This window comes from Streptomyces sp. NPDC048643 (assembly GCF_040650615.1).
Taxonomy (GTDB): domain Bacteria; phylum Actinomycetota; class Actinomycetes; order Streptomycetales; family Streptomycetaceae; genus Streptomyces.
Genome location: NZ_JBEZHO010000025.1, coordinates 51,285 through 68,969 on the forward strand (window position 1 = coordinate 51,285; position 17,685 = coordinate 68,969).

The window sequence follows — 17,685 nt, forward strand, 5'->3', positions numbered from 1 at the left end:
GAGAAACCGAGGCACCTCGTGAAGACCGCACCCCCGCCGACCGCGCCGCCCACCCGGGCACCGGCCGACGCGCTCGCCCAGCCCTACGGCTACCGACGCCACGAGGCCGTCGAGCCCGACTGGCGGCGCTTCCCGGGCTGGCGGGACGTCACCTCCGCCCAGTGGCGCGACCCGCAGTGGCAGCGCGCCCACTGCGTCAAGGGAGTCCGCCAGTTGCGCGAACTGGCCGGCACGGGGCTCGACGACGCCTTCTACGAGGATCTCGCCGCGGACCAGAAGCAGTTCGCGACGATGCCGATCCTGCTCACGCCGCAGGTCCTCAACACCATCGCCCCGGCCGCCGCCCCCGGCACGACCGACTGGTACGCCGACCCCGTCCGCCGCTACATGCTGCCGGTGGCCAGCGACCGGCACCCGCGCTGGCCGAGCCACCCCCTGGCCTCCCGCGACTCCCTGCACGAGGCCGAGATGTGGGTCGTCGAAGGACTCACCCACCGCTACCCGACCAAGGTCCTCGCCGAACTCGTCACCACCTGCCCGCAGTACTGCGGGCACTGCACCCGCATGGACCTCGTCGGCACCTCCACCCCGCAGGTCGACAAGTACCGCTTCGTGCTGCGGCCCGCCGACCGCCTCGACCGCATGATCGCCTACCTGCGCGCCACACCCACCGTCCGCGACGTCGTCGTGTCCGGCGGAGACGTCGCCAACGTGCCCTGGCCGCGCCTGCGTTTTTTCGTCGACCGGCTGCTCGACCTGGACAACGTCCGTGACATCCGCCTCGCCAGCAAGGGACTGATCGGGCTGCCGCAGCACTGGCTGGCACCCGACGTCCTCGACGGCATGGCCGAACTCGCCGCCAAGGCCTCCGCGCGCGGCGTCGGACTCGCCATGCACACCCACGCCAACACCGCGCAGCAGATCACCCCGCTCGTCGCCGAGGCCTCCCGCGCGCTGCTCTCCGCCGGACTGCGCGACGTACGCAACCAGGGGGTGCTCCTGCACGGCGTCAACCACACCCCCGAGGCGCTGCTCGACCTGTGCTTCGCCCTGCTCGACACCGCCGGGATCATGCCCTACTACTTCTACCTCTGCGACATGGTCCCCGGCGCCGAGCACTGGCGGCTGCCGCTCGCCGAGGCCCAACGGCTCCAGCACGCCATCATGGGGTACCTGCCCGGCTTCGCCACACCCCGCCTCGTCTGCGACGTGCCCTACGTCGGCAAGCGCTGGGTGCACCAGGCCGACGCGTACGACCGTGAACTCGGCGTCTCCGACTGGTCGAAGAACTACCTCACCTCCGTCGAGCACGACGCACCGGACGCCCTGAAGCGCACCCACCACTACTACGACCCGCTGCACACCCTGCCCGCGTCCGGTCAGGCCCACTGGGCGCAGTGGCAGCCGGGGGAGGAGCAGTGAACACGCCCTCCCACAAGCCCGGTTCACCCCTCGGCCTGCACCGCGTGCTCGCCCCGGAGGGAGTGCTGCCGCAGGCGGCCCTGCGCCTCGACCCCGACCCGCGGCTGCGCGACGACGAACTCCGCATCGACGTCGAGTACCTCAACCTGGACGCGGCGTCCTACCGCCAGCTCCACGAGGAACACGGCGGTGACGGCGACGCCGTCCGTGAGGCGGTCCGCGCGATCGTGCGCGAGCGCGGCAAGATGCACAACCCCGTCACCGGCTCCGGCGGCATGCTCATCGGGACCGTCGCGGAGGCCGGCCCCGAGACGCCGCTCGGCCTCAAGGCCGGTGAACGGGTGGCGACCCTGGTCTCCCTCACCCTGACCCCGCTCGAACTCACCGACGGCCTGCGCGACTGGGACGGCCTGGGGGAGCGGGTGCCGGCCCGCGGACACGCCATCCTCTTCGGACGCTCGGTCGCCGCGGTCCTGCCCGCCGACCTGCCCGACGAACTCTCCCTCGCCGTCCTCGACGTCTGCGGAGCGCCCGCGCTGACCGGCCGCACCGTCGCCGAGTACGCCGCCCGGACCGGCCGCGCCCCCTCGGTGGCCGTCCTGGGCGCGGCGGGCAAGTCGGGCAGCCTGGCGCTGGCCGCGGCGCGCCGCGCCGGCGCCGGCCGGCTGGTGGGTGTCGTCCCGAACGCGGCGGAGGCGACCGCCCTCGCCGACTCCGGCCTGGCCGGCACGGTACTGTCGGCCGACGCCCGTGACGCCGTTGCGCTCAGTGACGGCCTGGCCGCCCACGGCGGCCCGGTGGACATCACGGTGGTCTGCACCGACGTGCCCGGCTGCGAACACGCCGCCGTGCTGGCGACCGAGGACGGCGGCACCGTCGTCTTCTTCTCCATGGCCACCTCCTTCCCGGCCGCCGCACTCGGGGCCGAGGGGCTGCGCGCCGACGTCACCATGCTCATCGGCAACGGCTACCAGCCCGGCCACGCCGAGCAGGCACTCGACCTGGTCCGCACCGAACCCGGCGTACGCGCCCTCTTCGACCGCAGGATCACCCCGCCGGCCCGGCCCGAGGCATCCCCGGTGCCCACCCACGCCCCGGTGACCGATCGCGCCACCTCCACGCCCACGAAGGACTCCTCGGCCGTGGTCCTCGACTCCGGCCACACCCCCCGGGCCACCACGGCCCCCGCCGGGAAACTGGGCCTCGACCCCCGACTGGTGCGCCGGGCACGGGAGTTGGCGGCGCGCGCGGGAGGCGCCGTCGTGGACATGGCCCGGTCCCACACCACGGTCGCCGTGGAGCGGGCCGCGCTGAGGCTGGCCGGACTGTCCGGCGCCGACGCCGAGGGCATCCCCTGGGCCAACCGACTGGTCGACGCCGTACGCGACCAGGTCGGCCTGGAACACGGCGTGGCCCTGCCCGTGTGGCACGCCCTGCGCACCGGCTCCTGCCGCGACCTCACCGAACTGGCCTCACGCGCCACCGCCCGCGACGTGTCCTTCCGGCTGCCCGAGGGCGCCGCGGCGGACCGCGCGGTCGCCGACGCCCGCCGCGCCATGGCCGGCGGCATCGCCGTCATCGACGGCCGGCGCCGCGAACGCGACCGGCTGATCGGCCGGTGGGGCGAGCCGACCGGACCCCTCATCTACCTGATCGTCGCCACCGGTGACATCCACGAGGACGTCCGGCAGGCTGTCGCAGCCGCCCGGGGCGGCGCCGACGTCATCGCCGTGATCCGCTCCACGGGACAGTCGCTGCTCGACTACGTCCCCCACGGCGCCACCCGCGAGGGCTACGCGGGCACCTACGCCACCCAGGAGAACTTCCGCCTGATGCGGGCCGCCCTGGACAAGGTGTCGGCCGAACTCGGGCGCTACATACGTCTCACCAACTACGCCTCGGGCCTGTGCATGCCCGAGATCGCCGTCCTCGCGGGCCTGGAACGCCTCGACATGATGCTGAACGACTCCATGTACGGCATCCTCTTCCGCGACATCAACCCGGTCCGCACCTTCGTCGACCAGCGGTTCTCCCGCCAGTTGCACGCCCGCGCCGGCATCGTCATCAACACCGGCGAGGACAACTACCTCACCACCGCCGACGCGATGGACGCGGCCCACACGGTGACCGCGAGCCAGCTCCTCAACGAGTACTTCGGCAAGGAGGCGGGACTCACCGACGCCCAACTCGGCCTCGGACACGCCTTCGAGATCGACCCCGAACTGCCCGACTCCTTCCGCATGGAGCTCGCCCACGCCCTGCTCGCCCGCGAACTGTTCCCCGACGCCCCGCTCAAGTGGATGCCTCCCACCCGCCACATGACCGGCGACATCTTCCGCGGCTACCTGCTCAACGGGTTCTTCAACCTCGCCGGCGCACTGACCCGGCAGAACATCCTGCTCGTCGGCATGATGACCGAAGCCGTCGTCACCCCCTTCCTCTCCGACCGCGACCTGGCCCTGCAGAACGTCCGCTACGTGATGGACGCGGCCGGTTCCCTGGAGGAGGACTTCCGCCCCGCACCCGGCGGCGCCATCACCCGGCGCGCCGAGGTCGTGCTGCACGAGGCCCTCGACCTGCTGGAGCGGATCGGTGAACACGGCCTGCTGGACGCCATCGCCGCAGGCACCTTCGGCGGCATGCGCCGCCCCGTCGACGGAGGCCGCGGCCGGGACGGCGTGGCCGAGCGCGCCCCCGGCTACCGCAACCCCGCCGTCGAACTGCTCGAAAAGCCCCAGGACTCCGACCGTGAAGGAGAAGACCAGCGATGAACACCCCCGCCGGACCGCCGCCCGCGGTCCGCCCCTACGGGGACACCACAGGCGACGGGATGGTGCAGCTCTCGTTCACCCTCCCACTACCGCACGGAGCGCTCGCCGAAGGCACGGCCCTCCAACTCGCCCGCCAGATGGGCATGGACCGTCCCCTCCTCGTCCACGCCCGCCCGGTGGGCACCGAGTTCACGTTCTGCGTGGTCTACGGCCCTGTCGTGCACGAGGTCCAACTCGACGCCGTGGACGTCGTGGAGCGTGAGTACCCGCTGCTGTCCTCCGAGGAGGTCGACGAGGGCCTGCACGGCAACCTGGGGCGCGACTGCGTGGTGGTCGGCGCCTGCATCGGGACGGACGCGCACACCGTCGGCATCGACGCGATCCTCAACATCAAGGGGTTCGCGGGCCAGAAGGGTCTGGAGTACTACCACTCGATGCGCGTCGTGAACCTGGGTGCGCAGGTCTCCGTACCCGACCTCGTGCAGCGGGCCGTCCGGGAGAACGCGGACGCCGTCCTGGTCTCCCAGGCCGTCACCCAGCGCGACGCCCATCTGACCAACGTCCGTGAGCTGAGCGCGGAGTTGGACGCCGCCTATGCCGGACGTCCCCGGCCCCTCCTGGTCGTCGGCGGCCCGCGGTTCGACCCGGCCATGACCGCCGACCTGGGCGTCGACCGCATCTTCGGGCGCGGCACCACGCCGGACGACGTCGCCAGCTATCTCGTGCACGCCCTGACCGTGGGACGCTCCAGGGTCCGCGAACCGGACCTCGACGAGGGCGCGAACGGCGGCGAGCCGGCGAGCGGGGACGAGAACGCGGAAGGGACGGCCGGAACTCCCGTGTCCGCCGACAGGAGCTCCATATGAGCAGCCCGTCGACGACACCGCCCCGGGTTCCCGCGGCGAAGACGGGCGCCCTCGCCACCCCGACGGACGGTGCGGGGCCCGACGACCGGCTCGACACCCGGTTCCGTGCGATCGCCGCCCGCACCCCCGACCGTACGGCGGTCACCGACGTCCACGGTTCGGTCAGCTATGGCCGGCTCGCCGAGGAGGCCGAGGCGGTCACGCACGTGCTGCGGGGCCATGTCTCGCCGGGGCAGCCGGTCGCCCTGCGCGCCGGACGCTCGCGATCCGCCCTGGCCGGGCTGCTCGGCATCCTGGGCGCCGGCGCCTCCTACCTGCCGGTCGACCCCGGCTACCCGCGGGACCGGCAGCGCCACCTCCTCGACGACTCCGGTACGGCACTGGTCCTCACGGAGGGGCCACAGGCGCCGGGGGAGACCCCGCTCGCCCGGCTGGGACCGCTGACCCTCGCCGCCCGCCGGCCCGTGCCGGGAGCCCCCGCGCTGCCCCCGGACACCGCCTACACCATCTACACCTCGGGCTCCACCGGCCTTCCCAAGGGATGCGTGGTCGGCCACGGGCAGGTCCTCGCGCTGCTCGACGCCGCGCTTCCGCTGTTCGCCACCGGGGCCGACGACGTGTGGGCGCTGTTCCACTCCTGGAGCTTCGACTTCAGCGTGTGGGAGATCTGGGGCGCCCTGCTCGGCGGTGGCCGGGCGGTCGTCGTGGACCGCGACACCGCCGCCGACCCGGAGGCCTTCGCGCACCTGCTCGCGGACGAAGCCGTGACCGTGCTCAACCAGGTGCCGTCCGCCTTCGGCAACCTCGTCGCCGAGACGTCCGCCACCGGCATCCTGCTGCCCGCCCTGCGCCATGTCGTCCTCGGTGGCGAGGCGATGGTCCCCGAAGACGTCCGCCGCTGGTGGACGGCGGAAACGGCGCCTGGTGCGACGGTCACCAACATGTACGGCATCACCGAGACCACCGTCCACGTCACGCACTGCCCGCTGACCCCCGAGACCCTCGCCGGCGCCCGCCCCGGCCGTACCCCCATCGGTAGGCCGCTGCCCCATCTGGACGTCGAACTACGCGATGCGGAGGGACTGGTGGTCGGCCCCGGCGAGCCCGGGGAAATATGGGTGGGTGGAGCCGGGGTGAGCCACGGGTATCTGGGCCGCTCCGAGTTGACCGCCGAGCGCTTCCCCGGAGAACCCGGCGGCCCGGGTCGGCGCTACCGCAGCGGTGACTGGGCCGTCGCCGACGCCGACGGCCTGCTGCACTACGCGGGCCGGATGGACGGCCAGGTCAAGCTGCGCGGCTTTCGCGTCGAACTGGGCGAGATCGAGGCCGAGTTGCGAGCGGTCTCCGGTGTGGACGGAGCCGCCTGCCTCCTCGACGACAGCGGACGCACCCCCGCACTCGCCGCCTACCTGGTCGCCGACCGCGCCGCGGTGCCCCCGGCGCGGGTGCGTGGCGCGCTCGCAGGCCGACTGCCCGCCCACATGCTCCCGCAGCGACTGCACTACCTCGACCGCCTGCCGGTCACCCCGCACGGCAAGCTCGACCGGGAGGCCCTGCTGGCCGGGGCGGCCCCCGGCACGGACCAGGAGCGCGTCGCGCCCCGCACGACCAAGGACGGTGGCCACCGTGTCCGTTGAGTTCATCGGAATGATCGGCGCGCGCGACTCCGAGGGTGGCGGCCAGGGGCCCGCCGTGGACCCCGGCTTCACGCGGATGTTCGCCCGCGTCCACGAGGAGGCCGGCTTCGACCGCGTCCTGATCGGACACAGCTCCAGCTCACCCGACGGCGGCCAGGTCGCCGCGTACGTCGCCGCCCACACCGAACGCCTCGGACTGCTGCTCGCCCACCGTCCGGGAACCGTCGCCCCCACCATGGCGGCACGCACCTTCGCCACCCTGGACGCGTTCAGCAGTGGCCGGCTCGCCGTGCACGTCATCTCCGGCGGCCACGACGCGGAACAGCGGCGGGACGGCGACTACACGGGCAAGGAGGACCGCTACGCCCGCACGGACGAGTTCCTCGACGTGGTGAAGCGGGCGTGGACGGAGGAGGAGGGGTTCGGGCACGCGGGCCGCTTCTACCGGTTCGACGACTTCCGCTCCGAGGTGCGGGCGGTCCAACACCCGCACGCGCCGCTCTACTTCGGTGGCTCCTCGCCCGCCGCGTACCGGGTGGGCGGCAGGCATGCGGACGTGTTCGCCCTGTGGGGCGAGCCCCTGGCCGAGACCGCCGAGCAGATCGCCGCCGTACACGCGGGAGCACGCGCCGCCGGACGCACGGTCATGCCACGGATCAGTGTCTCGTTCCGTCCGGTGCTCGGGGCGACCGAGGACGAGGCATGGGAGCGGGCGTTCGGAATCCTGGACGGGCTCCGGCGGAAGGGGACCGCGGGCGGTTTCTTCGACCGGAGCAGGCCGCCGCTGCCACTCGGGCCCTCGGTACGCCCCGAGAACGCGGGCTCGCAAAGGCTGTTGGCCGTGGCGGAGCGGGGCGAGAGGCACGACCGTGCTCTGTGGACGGCGCCGGCCGCCGTGACCGGCGCCGCGGGAAACTCGACAGCCCTGGTGGGGACACCGGAGACGGTGGCCCGGGCGTTGCTGGACTACGTCGACATCGGTGTCACGACGTTCCTGCTCCGTGGGTACCAACCGGTTCGGGACGCCCAGGAGTTCGGGCGCACCCTGCTGCCACTGGTGCGTCAGGAGGTCGAGCGGCGCGAGCGGGAGGCGCGGGTCCGGGGGTGAGTGGGGTGCGCGCCTCCCGGGGCGCGCACCACGACGGAGGACGCCGGTGGGGAAGCCCCACCGGCGTCCTCCGCCGTCGTTCGGACGGAGTTCACACCTGCGTCATGCCGAAGTCGTGCCGGCGCGAGACCTGAAGAGCTAGAACCATCAGATGCGCGCGATTGCTGACCCCTGCCTTTCCTCGGATTCTGCGCAGATAAGTGTCCACGGTGTGCGGGCTGAGATTCATTCTCCGCGCGATGGAGGAATAGGTGTGGCCCTCGGCGAGGTAGCCCAGAACTTCGAGCTCGCGGTCGCTGAGGAGTTCCAGGATTTCGACGGCGAACGGACTCACACGTGTGCCTTTCATGGGGGGTGAGGGCCATGGGGCGGGCTCCCCGGTGCTCCAGGGAGGGTGGAGCCGGTTCGGCCGCCGTCACGCGGCGGCCCCGGCTGCTGAATCGCCGGTCAGGCCGCACCTGTGTGCCCTCCGCGCGCCGTCGAGCAGGGCGTCGGTCGCACGGGCTAGTCTGAAGCGTGTGTTCGGATATCGACACGGTGGGGGCGCGGACGCAGTGCTGACCGGACGCCCGGACCGCGAGCGGCGCGTGGAACAGCGGTTATTACCCGTCCCAGGCGCGCTCGCAGGGTCCTCGTTCTTGCGCTCGGGGGCCGTCTCGGGCCCGCCGGGTCACGCGTACGGGGAGGCTCAGGCGGTCGTGTGGTCGCCGGCCGTGAGGTGTCGGGTCGTACCGGCGTCGGTGGGGACGTTGATGACGCGCCCACCCCAGCCGCTGTCGCCGTCCGTGTTGCCGTCCGTGGCCGCGGTGTGGGCCGGTGTCGCCGGCGAGACCTGGGCGGTCCCGATAACTCCGCCGAAAGCGATGGAAGCGGCGGCGAGGGCAATGGCGGCGGCGCGGAAGGACTTCATTCTGGGCACTCCTGTACTTGAATTCTGGACGGATTCGGGGATTCCGTTGCGGCGGTTTCTCCGTTGCCTCAAGACTCTCGTGCCGCACGTGGCCCTGACTACCGATCACGGTGCTCACCAAGCTGCCTCGCAGCAAAACGAACAGGGGACGAAGTGTTCATAGCGGACGAAAGTAGGGCATTCGAACCGCCCGTGCGACCGAACGAAAGGGAAATCGCCCTCTATAGATGGGTCGCCAGGAACGAGCGCATGGACCCCGACCGGGCCGCGCGGGAGCTGGGCCTCGGCCGCGACGAGGTCGACGCCGCCGTCGTCTCCCTCACCGAACTCGGCCTCATGAAGGCCGACCCGGACGACCCCGGCCGGCTGCGACCGGTCGACCCGGACCTGGTGGCCGCCGTCGTGACGACCACGATGGAAGCGGAGATCCGCACCCAGCAGGCCGAACTGCACCGCATCCGCGACCAGTTCGCCGACCTGCGCGGCCACTACCTGGACAGCATCAGCCGCGGGTCCGTCGGCCTCGAGGTCATCCCCCGTCTGGAGGAGGTCAGGGCCGCCCTCAACCGCGCCTCCGAGGAGTGCGCCGAGGAGATGCTGACCAGTCAGCCCGGCGGCAACCGCGTCCCCGAGGTCCTCCAGGAGGCGCTCGCCCGCGACAGCGCCATGCTCGGTCGCGGTGTCCGCATGCGCACGCTCTACCACCACACCGCACGCTTCAACGGCCCCAGTCAGGCCTACGTCTCCATGGTGTCCTCCCTCGGCGCCGAGTACCGCACCGCGCACGAACTGTTCGGCCGCCTGATCGTCTTCGACCGCAAGGTCGCCTTCATCCCCGAACGCGGCGGCACCTGGGGCGCGGTGGTCATCCGGGAACCGTCGGTCGTGAGCTACCTGTGCGAGGTCTTCGAGCAGGCGTGGATGCAGGCCGCGCCATTCTCCGACGCCGCGACCGACGGACTCGAACTCGTCGCCAAGGACATCGACCGCACCATCGCCCGGCTGCTCGCGGCAGGCCTGAAGGACGAGACGATCGCGCGCCGCATCGGGATGTCCCTGCGCACCGCGCGCAAGCACATCGCCGACATCATGGAGACGCTAGGCGCCGAAAGCCGCTTCCAGGCAGGGGTGTTGGCGGCGCGGGCCGGACTCCTCGACGACGACACGGAGGACGTACCCACCCCGGGCTGAGCGCCCCCGCGCCGGAGTGCCTCGGTCCGACGGAAGGGGCCGCGACGGGCAACGGCCCCTGCGGTACCGTGATCCCGGGACTGCCGCACCACCGGCCCGGTCCGAGAGAGTTCCTGCAAACCGCAGGGACGGGGACCGGTCCGACGACGCCGCCCATCCCTGCGGCCATGTGGCGGAAGAACAGCAGATCTGTCCTTCCCGGATGTTCCGTGCACGAAGGACGGGCCCTCCGCGCACGAACGACACCGCATGTGGGCACAGCTCCGGCCTCTACGCCGCGCACGTGCCCCACCCGCGGACGACGGCGCGGTCGGCGACCTCACGTGCGTCGCGGCACGCCGGAGGATCTGCGCCAACGGGAGCGGGAGCACGACGTGGACTTCGAATCGACCTCGGTCACGGGCAGAGCCGGCCTGGACCTCTTCGTCAGGGATGTGGCCCTGTGCCTGTCCGTCAACCGGGACAGGACACCCGCCCTGGTGTGGCCGGAGGGCATCGAGGCGGTGGTGGCCGCAGCCGGCGAAGCCCCGCCCCTCGACATGCCATCGACCTCACCCGAAGTACCGCCCGGAGAAACGGACCTGACGAACCGTCTGGGCATGCTCCTCGGCTGCACGGTGGTCAGTACGTCCGTGGCCCTCGCCCTGGGCGCCCGACACACCGGCACCACCACGGAGACCGATCTGGTCCTGCTCCCGGTCCACGGAAGCTGCGGCGGCCGCGTCGAACCGACCCGCCCCGCGCACCCGTCCCCGCGACCGCAACACACGCTGGACCTACGCCTCCGCGTGGGCGAGGCCCTCTATCTCCCCCGCGGCTACACGTACACCCTGAACGACGTCCACACCCCCTGCACGCTGCAGATACTGGCCCTGCACCCGCCGGCATGGTGAACGGGGGCGGGGCGGCAGGCGCCGTCCGATGAGATGCCGGCGCCGACAGGTTCGTATGAGCCGACGGGTTGGATCCCGGGAACATGGTGGAAGCCTGGCCCCCGGCCGGGGGCGCGCTTGCCTGTCAGGAGGCGTTTCCCATCGAGGGCCGTACGGCATCAGGGACCGGGTCTGCCGCCGTGTACTCGGCGACTGAGGCCTTCGCCGGTACCCCGATTCCGAGCTTCTCGAGGATCTTCTTCTCGATCTCGTCGGCGAGGTCGGGGTTGTCCTTCAGGAAGCTGCGCGCGTTCTCCTTGCCCTGGCCGAGCTGGTCGCCCTCGTACGTGTACCAGGCGCCGGCCTTGCGGACGAAGCCGTGCTCCACGCCCATGTCGATCAGGCCGCCCTCGCGGCTGATGCCGTGCCCGTACAGGATGTCGAACTCGGCCTGCTTGAACGGCGGCGCGACCTTGTTCTTGACGACCTTGACGCGCGTGCGGTTGCCGACCGCGTCGGTGCCGTCCTTCAGCGTCTCGATGCGGCGGATGTCGAGTCGCACCGAGGCGTAGAACTTCAGCGCCCGGCCACCGGTCGTGGTCTCCGGGGAGCCGAACATCACGCCGATCTTCTCGCGGAGCTGGTTGATGAAGATCGCGGTGGTCTTCGTCTGGCTGAGCGCGCTGGTGATCTTGCGCAGGGCCTGGCTCATCAGACGGGCCTGTAGACCCATGTGGGAGGCACCCATCTCGCCCTCGATCTCCGCGCGCGGCACCAGGGCGGCGACGGAGTCGATCACGATCAAGTCGATCGCGCCGGTGCGGATCAGGATGTCGACGATCTCCAGCGCCTGTTCACCGTTGTCCGGCTGGGACAGGATGAGGTTGTCGGTGTCGACGCCGAGCTTCTTGGCGTACTCCGGGTCCAGAGCGTGCTCGGCGTCGATGAACGCCACCGAGCCGCCGGCCTTCTGCGCGTTCGCCACCGCGTGCAACGTCAGCGTCGTCTTGCCGGAGGACTCCGGCCCGTACACCTCCACCACACGGCCGCGGGGCAGACCGCCCACTCCGAGGGCGACGTCGAGCGCGGTGGATCCGGTGGGGATCACCTCGATGGGCTCGTTGGGCCGCTCGCCGAGGCGCATGACCGCACCCCTGCCAAATTTCCGCTCGATCTGTGCGAGCGCGGTGTCCAGCGCCTTTTCCTGGTCGGTTCCTGCCATGAGCTTTCACCCGGTCCGATTGTGTGGCGCGCCGCACGTCGGAGACGTGAGCGTCTACTGCCGACAACGGACGTCTCGGAGATCCCAGTAAACGAACATCCGATCGATTTACGTGTCCAGTGAAAGGTATCAAACCGAGGGGGAGTGGGACGGATAGCGCACCGGACCGCTCCGGACGCGGACAGCGCCGCCGTCCGCTTCCCCTCGCTCGGACTCGGCGACAGCCGCGGGCCCTGCTCCTCGAGTCTGATTACCTCCTTAGTGGCCGCGCGGAAATCTGTGGTGGCTGAGGTAGACATTGGTTGATCGGCTGGCTATGGTTTCTCTCGTAGTCAGGAAGACAGCAGGGCCCGGCAGACACGAACTGCCGGGCAGGAGTACAGGTAGTTGCAGTTGGCAGGACGGTGCGGTGGTGGAGTTCCGAAGCCAGGGTTGTCGCAGGTCGGCGACGGGGCTGGCTGCCGGACCGGGTGGCCTGCGGTGATCAGGGGCCGCCACGAGCAGGACCGCGATTGAAGGTGTAGTACCCGTTAGTGCAGTTCGCGGTATCCAGCAGTGAAGGTAGGTGAGTGGTACCTCGGTGAAGGCGTCGGCTGCGGGCGCGCGCACCGGGAAGTTCGGCAGTGGGGTTCCAAGCCAGAGCGGTTGCAGGATGGGCGACGGGGCTGGCTGCCGAAGCGCGGCGCTGGGAGAGGCCGCTGAGTAGTTCGCACCACCAGCAGTACGCAGGAGAGCAGTACGAGCAGTTGATTGATCCCAGAGGGAATGAACGGAGGAGTGAGGCGCCATCAGGATCGCCCGGGCGGATTGGCTGAGCCCGGGTACCGCAGGACATCGATAGTGAGGTGGTCTCCGGTCGAGCAACCGCGATCCCCGCGTCTTCCGGCACCATTCGGGTCGGATGTGCGGAAACAGAGGCCGGTGCAGTATCAGGGCCGGCAGATGGTGTAGCAGTTCCTTCGGGGCCCTGGCACTCATGGTGCCAGGGCCCCTCCACGCGTTCCATGAGAGAGGTGCAATGACGGCAGACGACTCGTTCGGCCGACTCGACGATGACGACTATCCCGCCTACACGATGGGGCGGGCCGCCGAACTCCTCGGCACCACGCAGGGCTTCCTCCGTGCGATCGGCGAGGCGCGCCTGATCACCCCGCTCCGCTCGGCGGGCGGCCACCGCCGCTACTCCCGCTACCAGTTGCGGATCGCCGCTCGCGCCCGTGAGCTCGTCGACCAGGGCACGCCGATCGAGGCCGCCTGCCGCATTGTCATCCTCGAGGATCAGCTCGAAGAAGCCCGGCGCATCAACGACGAATACCGCCGCGCCTCCCAGCCCGAGGATCCCACTGCCGCGGCCTGAGCCACCTGGGACGCCGGACGATCTGATCTCGTCCTTGGTGAGCCGACGTGGATCTTGCGCTGGACCTGGTCGACCGTGAGTACGGTGTCGGCGGGAGGAGGGCGTGCTTCCCGAAGATCCATACGCCGGCTGGTGGTTCCAAGCTCTGTCGCTCGGGAAGTTCGGCTCCCTCGTCGACATTCGTCGACTGTCCCCAGCGCCGAACTGTGAGGCTCTCAGGTGTCATCGAATTCGGTGACGTTCCTTCAGGAATTCCAGCGTGCGGGCATCTTGAGCTCGGACATACTCGTCGTGAAAAGAGTGGATGGCCGGAGGCGTCGTGTTCGGGGGGCCATGGTTCCGGGCGTCACGGCCGCCTTCGGCCATGGTCTCCGGCCACCTCCGAACGGAGGAATCGCCACGTTCATCCCGTGCCCACCGGGACGGGACATGGGTGGGGCCCGACGCCGTGGCGTCGGGCCCCACCCATGTATGCGTGTGTATCTGTGCTGTTCAGGCCGTCTACCAGCGGTACCAGCGGCCACGCTTGCCGCCGCTTGCCGTCGGACGGATCACGAAGCCCAGGACCCACACGATCAGGACGATCACGGCGATCCACCAGAGCGCCTTCAGCGCGAAACCGGCACCGAAAAGGATCAGGGCGAGCAGAAGAACAAGAAGAACGGGAACCATAGTTATCAACCTCCGGACCCTCGTGTGCCCCGCGGATCGATCTCCATGCCTGCCGACCTTCTTCTTGCCTTTCAGGGCAGACGGATAGCGTGGAGGCCGCAAGGGAAGAACGAGAAGGCGGAAGAGGAGAGTGGATACCGTGAGCACATCCGAGCCGGCAGGGCCGGCACCGTCCGCGGAGAGCCTGCTGCGCGCCGCTCCACCGCACGAGCTGGTCGCCACCGCCCGGCGTCTCCTCGCGGAACGCGTCGGGGCCGAGGACATGACCGTGCTTCTCGCCGACTACGGACTGAGCGTTCTCCAACCGGTCACCCACCTGCCGCACACCGACGACCCGGTGCCCGCGCACAAGGGACCGGCCGGCCGGGCCTTCATCAGCCAGACACCGGTCGTGGAGATCACGAGCGCCACCAGCCGCACCCAGACCGTTCATCTGCCCCTCAGCGTGCGCGGCGACCGGCACGGTGTGCTCTCCGTCCGCCTGCCCAGCAGCGCGACCGACACCACCACCGTGCTCCGACTCGCCGACTTCGCCACGGCTCTGGCCCACGAGGTGATCACCGCGGGCCGCGACACCGATCTGTATCTGCAGGCCCGTCGCACCCGACGCCTCACCCTGGCCGCGGAGATGCAGTGGCAGCTCCTGCCCGGCCGTGGATGCGCCCGCCGGGAGTACGTCATCGGCGCCCATCTGGAGCCCGCCTACACCATCGGCGGCGACAACTTCGACTGGTCGACCGACGCCGACCACCTCACCCTCACCGTCACCGACGGCATGGGTCAGGGCATCGACGCCTCCCTGCTCACGAGCCTCGCCGTCGGCGCCCTGCGCAACGCACGCCGCGCCGGGATCGGCCTCGCGGACCAGGCCTGTCTGGCCGACCAGGCGCTCTTCGCCCAGTACGGAGGCAAGAAGTACGCGTCGACCCTGCTGCTGAAGTTCGACCTGGACTCGGGCACCGTACGAGCCGTCGACGCGGGCTCGCCGCAGCTCTACCGCCAGCGTGACGACACGATCGAGCAGATCGAACTCGACGCCCAGCTCCCCCTCGGCATGTTCGAGGAGACCCCCTACGAGGAGCAGGTGTTCCAGGTCGAACCGGGTGACCGGCTCATCGTTCTCAGCACCGGCGTGCACGGCGCACTCGCCGGCGACGGCGGAACGTTCGCGGAGCGGGCCCTGCGTCAAACCGTCGGCGCCACACGGGACGAGCCGCCGCACGAAGCCGCGCGAGCCATGGTCAACGGTCTGTTCGAGCACTTCGGCAGCCATGAACTCGCCGCCGACGCCTCGGTCGTCTGTCTCGACTGGAACGGTCGCGCCGACGCCGTCCACACTGAGGTGTGATGACGGGTGGCGACGTCATCTGGTGCTCCGGCGGCCCCGGATGTCGGCCTCGGCGACCAAGGCACTCGGTAACTCGTCCGGGCGGTTGGGCTACCGACCTGCCAGGGCGACCGCCCCTGTCGACGGCCAGCCCAGCCACCAGATGAACAGGCCGCTCAGCAGGACCAGCAGGAAGATCGCCGCGTTGGTGCGTCGGTAGGCGACGAGGAGTGCCACGAACTCGCGGATCATGGCGCTCGGCCAGAAGTACGAGGCCGTCGGGGCGCCGATCACATGGCCCCGGACGCCGGTGCGGCGGGCGGTCACCGCGGCGCGGAAGACGTGGTAGTTGTTCGTGACGATCACGCAGCGGTAATCCGGATTCGCCTTCTCCATCAGGGCCTTGCTGAACGTCAGGTTCTCGTCCGTGGTCGTCGAGCGGTCCTCGCGTTCGATCAGGTCGGCGGGGAAGCCCTGGGCGACCAGGTAGTCGGCCATCGCGTGGGACTCCGGAAGCTTCTCGTCGGGTCCCTGTCCGCCGGAGGTGAGCAGCACCGGTCGCCGCCCCCTGCGCGAGAGCCTCGCGTGCTCCTTGCGGGCGCGGTCGAGCCGGCCGGCCAGCAGCGGAGGGACAGTGGTGCCGCCGATCAGCCCCGAGCCGAGGACCACCACGTAGTCCGCCCGGCGCCGGATGCGCAGGTGTCCGTACAGCGCGCCGTAGAAGAGGAAACACAGGAACAGGAAGGCGACGTATCCGGAGAGCGCGACGGCTGTCGCCGCCACCACCAGGAGTGTGTGCGTGTGCAGTACCAGCGCCGTGATCAACAGGGCGAGCAGGGCGACCAGTGCGACGCCCGCTCCCAGGGACAGCAGGTTCGCCGGACTTCTGCCCTCCTTGCGCACCATGGTGATCCCGTTGGCGATGAGGAACCAGGCCAGCGTGACGACGCCCAGAGCCGCCAGGGTCAACAGCGCGACAGCGAGGTCGTGGCCCAACCGGGCCTTCTCGGAGGCCAGGTGCAGAAAGAGCGCGATCACGGCGAAGACGACGGAGAGCCCGAGGAGGACCGCGTTGCCGACCCGGCGGCGGTCCCGTACCACCCCTACGCAGAACAAGAAGAAGCAGACGAACGACGGTACAAAGGCCAGCATGCGCCCATGCTACGAGGCGTTCCCCGGGACCGGCCGCCCCGGTCCCGGTGGCTGTCCGCCTCGGGCGGTGAGGCTCGGCACCCAGGGTCGCGCCGTCGATGTCGCTGGCGTGGAGTGTGCTCTCAGAACACCCGGATCGGGATCTCCGCCGGTTCGCTCAGCAGCTCCCTGATCTCGTCGTCCAGGCGGACCATCGTGATCGAGGCGCCGGCCATGTCGAGGGACGTGCAGTACTCGCCCACGTAGCTCCGCCAGACGCCGATGCCGCGATCGGCGAGTTGCTTGTGGGCCAGGCCGTAGACGAGGTACAGCTCGCCGATGGGGGTGCCGCCGAGGCCGTTGGCCATCAGGGCCACCGAGTCGCCCGAGGCGAAGGGCAGGTCCTCCACGACCGCGTCGACGAGCTCCCGCACCATCGCGTTCGCCGGCTGGAGCTTCTCCCGCTCGCGGCCCGGCTCGCCGTGGATGCCCACGCCCATCTCAACCGCGTCGTCGGGGAGTTCGAAGAGCGGCGAGCCCTTCGCCGGAGGGGTGCACGCGGTGAGGGCCATGCCCATCGTGCGGGTGAGGGAGTTGACCTTCTCGCCGATCCGGTAGATCTCGTCGAGGTCGGCGCCCCGCTCGGCGGCCGCGCCGACCGCCTTCATCACGAAGAAGTTGCCGGCCACCCCGCGACGGCCGACGGTGTACGTCGAGTCCTGCACGGCCACGTCGTCGTCGATGAACAGGGTCCGGACGGTCACGCCGTCGGCCTGCGACAACTCCTCGGCCATCTCGAAGGCCATCCGGTCCCCGGTGTAGTTGTTGACCAGCAGCAGGACGCCCTTGGGTGAGGCGACCCGCTTGACCGTCTCGTAGACGAAGTCGGCGGGCGGCGCCGCGAACACGTCGCCCGGACAGGCCGCGTCCAGCATGCCCCGGCCGACCGTCATCACGTGTGCGGGCTCGTGACCGGAACCGGAGCCCTGCACGATGGAGACCTTGTTCTCCTGCGGGGCGTCGGCGCGCATGATCAGGTTGTACTCGGGGACGTACCTGAGGGTGTCGGGGTTGGCCAGCGCCAGTCCCTCCAGCATCTCGGCGACGTAGTCCTTCGGGTCGTTGACGAACTTCTTCATGCCGTGCTCCTCGTGATCTCGTCGCCCGGGGTGCCGGGGGCGGTTCGTGCGACGGTGCCG

Annotated in this window: 15 protein-coding genes; 9 read left to right on the top strand and 6 right to left on the bottom strand. The window is 70.6% G+C overall.

Going from position 1 to position 17,685, the window contains the following annotated elements; all coding sequences use genetic code 11:
- Positions 1-18: 18 nt before the first annotated feature.
- Genes AB0C62_RS24005 through AB0C62_RS24025 form a run of 5 tightly spaced genes read left to right on the top strand, consistent with a single transcriptional unit; the run spans position 19 to position 7,804 of the window.
- On the top strand, positions 19-1,422 hold the full coding sequence (locus AB0C62_RS24005; RefSeq protein ID WP_362976265.1) for a lysine 2,3-aminomutase: 1,404 nt from the start codon (positions 19-21) through the stop codon (positions 1,420-1,422).
- Positions 1,419-4,193: a lysine 5,6-aminomutase subunit alpha gene (locus AB0C62_RS24010; protein ID WP_362976267.1), complete on the top strand. Its 2,775-nt coding sequence runs from the start codon at positions 1,419-1,421 to the stop codon at positions 4,191-4,193. Before AB0C62_RS24005 ends, AB0C62_RS24010 begins: the two co-directional genes overlap by 4 nt.
- Entirely contained in the window at positions 4,190-5,059 is an 870-nt protein-coding gene (locus AB0C62_RS24015; RefSeq protein ID WP_362976269.1) for an OAM dimerization domain-containing protein, read from the top strand. Before AB0C62_RS24010 ends, AB0C62_RS24015 begins: the two co-directional genes overlap by 4 nt.
- Entirely contained in the window at positions 5,056-6,696 is a 1,641-nt protein-coding gene (locus AB0C62_RS24020) for an amino acid adenylation domain-containing protein (protein WP_362976271.1), read from the top strand. Before AB0C62_RS24015 ends, AB0C62_RS24020 begins: the two co-directional genes overlap by 4 nt.
- On the top strand, positions 6,686-7,804 hold the full coding sequence (locus AB0C62_RS24025; RefSeq protein WP_362976273.1) for an LLM class flavin-dependent oxidoreductase: 1,119 nt from the start codon (positions 6,686-6,688) through the stop codon (positions 7,802-7,804). The genes AB0C62_RS24020 and AB0C62_RS24025 overlap by 11 nt, the downstream gene beginning before the upstream one ends.
- A 91-nt stretch (positions 7,805-7,895) precedes the next feature.
- On the opposite strand, the gene AB0C62_RS24030 is transcribed toward AB0C62_RS24025, so the two are convergent.
- Together AB0C62_RS24030 and AB0C62_RS24035 are read right to left on the bottom strand one after the other, a co-directional pair.
- Complete coding sequence (locus tag AB0C62_RS24030; protein WP_241539850.1) at positions 7,896-8,138, bottom strand: helix-turn-helix transcriptional regulator; 243 nt, start codon at positions 8,136-8,138, stop codon at positions 7,896-7,898.
- A 354-nt stretch (positions 8,139-8,492) separates the two neighbouring features.
- Positions 8,493-8,714, bottom strand: coding sequence for a hypothetical protein (locus AB0C62_RS24035; RefSeq protein ID WP_362976275.1), 222 nt, complete (start codon positions 8,712-8,714; stop codon positions 8,493-8,495).
- 192 nt (positions 8,715-8,906) lie between these two features.
- Between AB0C62_RS24035 and AB0C62_RS24040 the strand changes: the two genes are divergently transcribed.
- Positions 8,907-9,905: a helix-turn-helix transcriptional regulator gene (locus AB0C62_RS24040; RefSeq protein WP_362976277.1), complete on the top strand. Its 999-nt coding sequence runs from the start codon at positions 8,907-8,909 to the stop codon at positions 9,903-9,905.
- A 374-nt stretch (positions 9,906-10,279) separates the two neighbouring features.
- A complete protein-coding gene (locus AB0C62_RS24045; RefSeq protein WP_362976279.1) occupies positions 10,280-10,798 on the top strand; it encodes a hypothetical protein in 519 nt (172 codons plus the stop codon).
- Positions 10,799-10,922: 124 nt separating this feature from the next.
- Here AB0C62_RS24045 and recA read toward each other — a convergent pair whose 3' ends face one another.
- The gene (gene recA / locus AB0C62_RS24050; protein WP_362976281.1) at positions 10,923-11,999 is read right to left on the bottom strand and encodes a recombinase RecA; all 1,077 of its coding nucleotides are present in this window, start codon (positions 11,997-11,999) and stop codon (positions 10,923-10,925) included.
- Between the two features lie 1,018 nt (positions 12,000-13,017).
- Here recA and AB0C62_RS24055 point away from each other — a divergent pair.
- Positions 13,018-13,356 (top strand): MerR family transcriptional regulator, encoded by a 339-nt coding sequence (locus tag AB0C62_RS24055; RefSeq protein ID WP_362976283.1) that lies wholly within the window; start codon positions 13,018-13,020, stop codon positions 13,354-13,356.
- Positions 13,357-13,857: 501 nt separating this feature from the next.
- Here AB0C62_RS24055 and AB0C62_RS24060 read toward each other — a convergent pair.
- Positions 13,858-14,028, bottom strand: coding sequence for a hydrophobic protein (locus tag AB0C62_RS24060; protein ID WP_164369086.1), 171 nt, complete (start codon positions 14,026-14,028; stop codon positions 13,858-13,860).
- Positions 14,029-14,158: 130 nt separating this feature from the next.
- On the opposite strand from AB0C62_RS24060, the gene AB0C62_RS24065 reads away from it, so the two are divergent.
- Complete coding sequence (locus AB0C62_RS24065; RefSeq protein WP_362976285.1) at positions 14,159-15,376, top strand: PP2C family protein-serine/threonine phosphatase; 1,218 nt, start codon at positions 14,159-14,161, stop codon at positions 15,374-15,376.
- Between the two features lie 90 nt (positions 15,377-15,466).
- On the opposite strand, the gene AB0C62_RS24070 is transcribed toward AB0C62_RS24065, so the two are convergent.
- Both AB0C62_RS24070 and dhaK read right to left on the bottom strand, forming a co-directional pair.
- Complete coding sequence (locus AB0C62_RS24070) at positions 15,467-16,507, bottom strand: YdcF family protein (protein WP_362976287.1); 1,041 nt, start codon at positions 16,505-16,507, stop codon at positions 15,467-15,469.
- 122 nt (positions 16,508-16,629) lie between these two features.
- A complete protein-coding gene (gene dhaK, locus AB0C62_RS24075) occupies positions 16,630-17,625 on the bottom strand; it encodes a dihydroxyacetone kinase subunit DhaK (RefSeq protein ID WP_362976289.1) in 996 nt (331 codons plus the stop codon).
- Positions 17,626-17,685 lie beyond the last annotated feature (60 nt).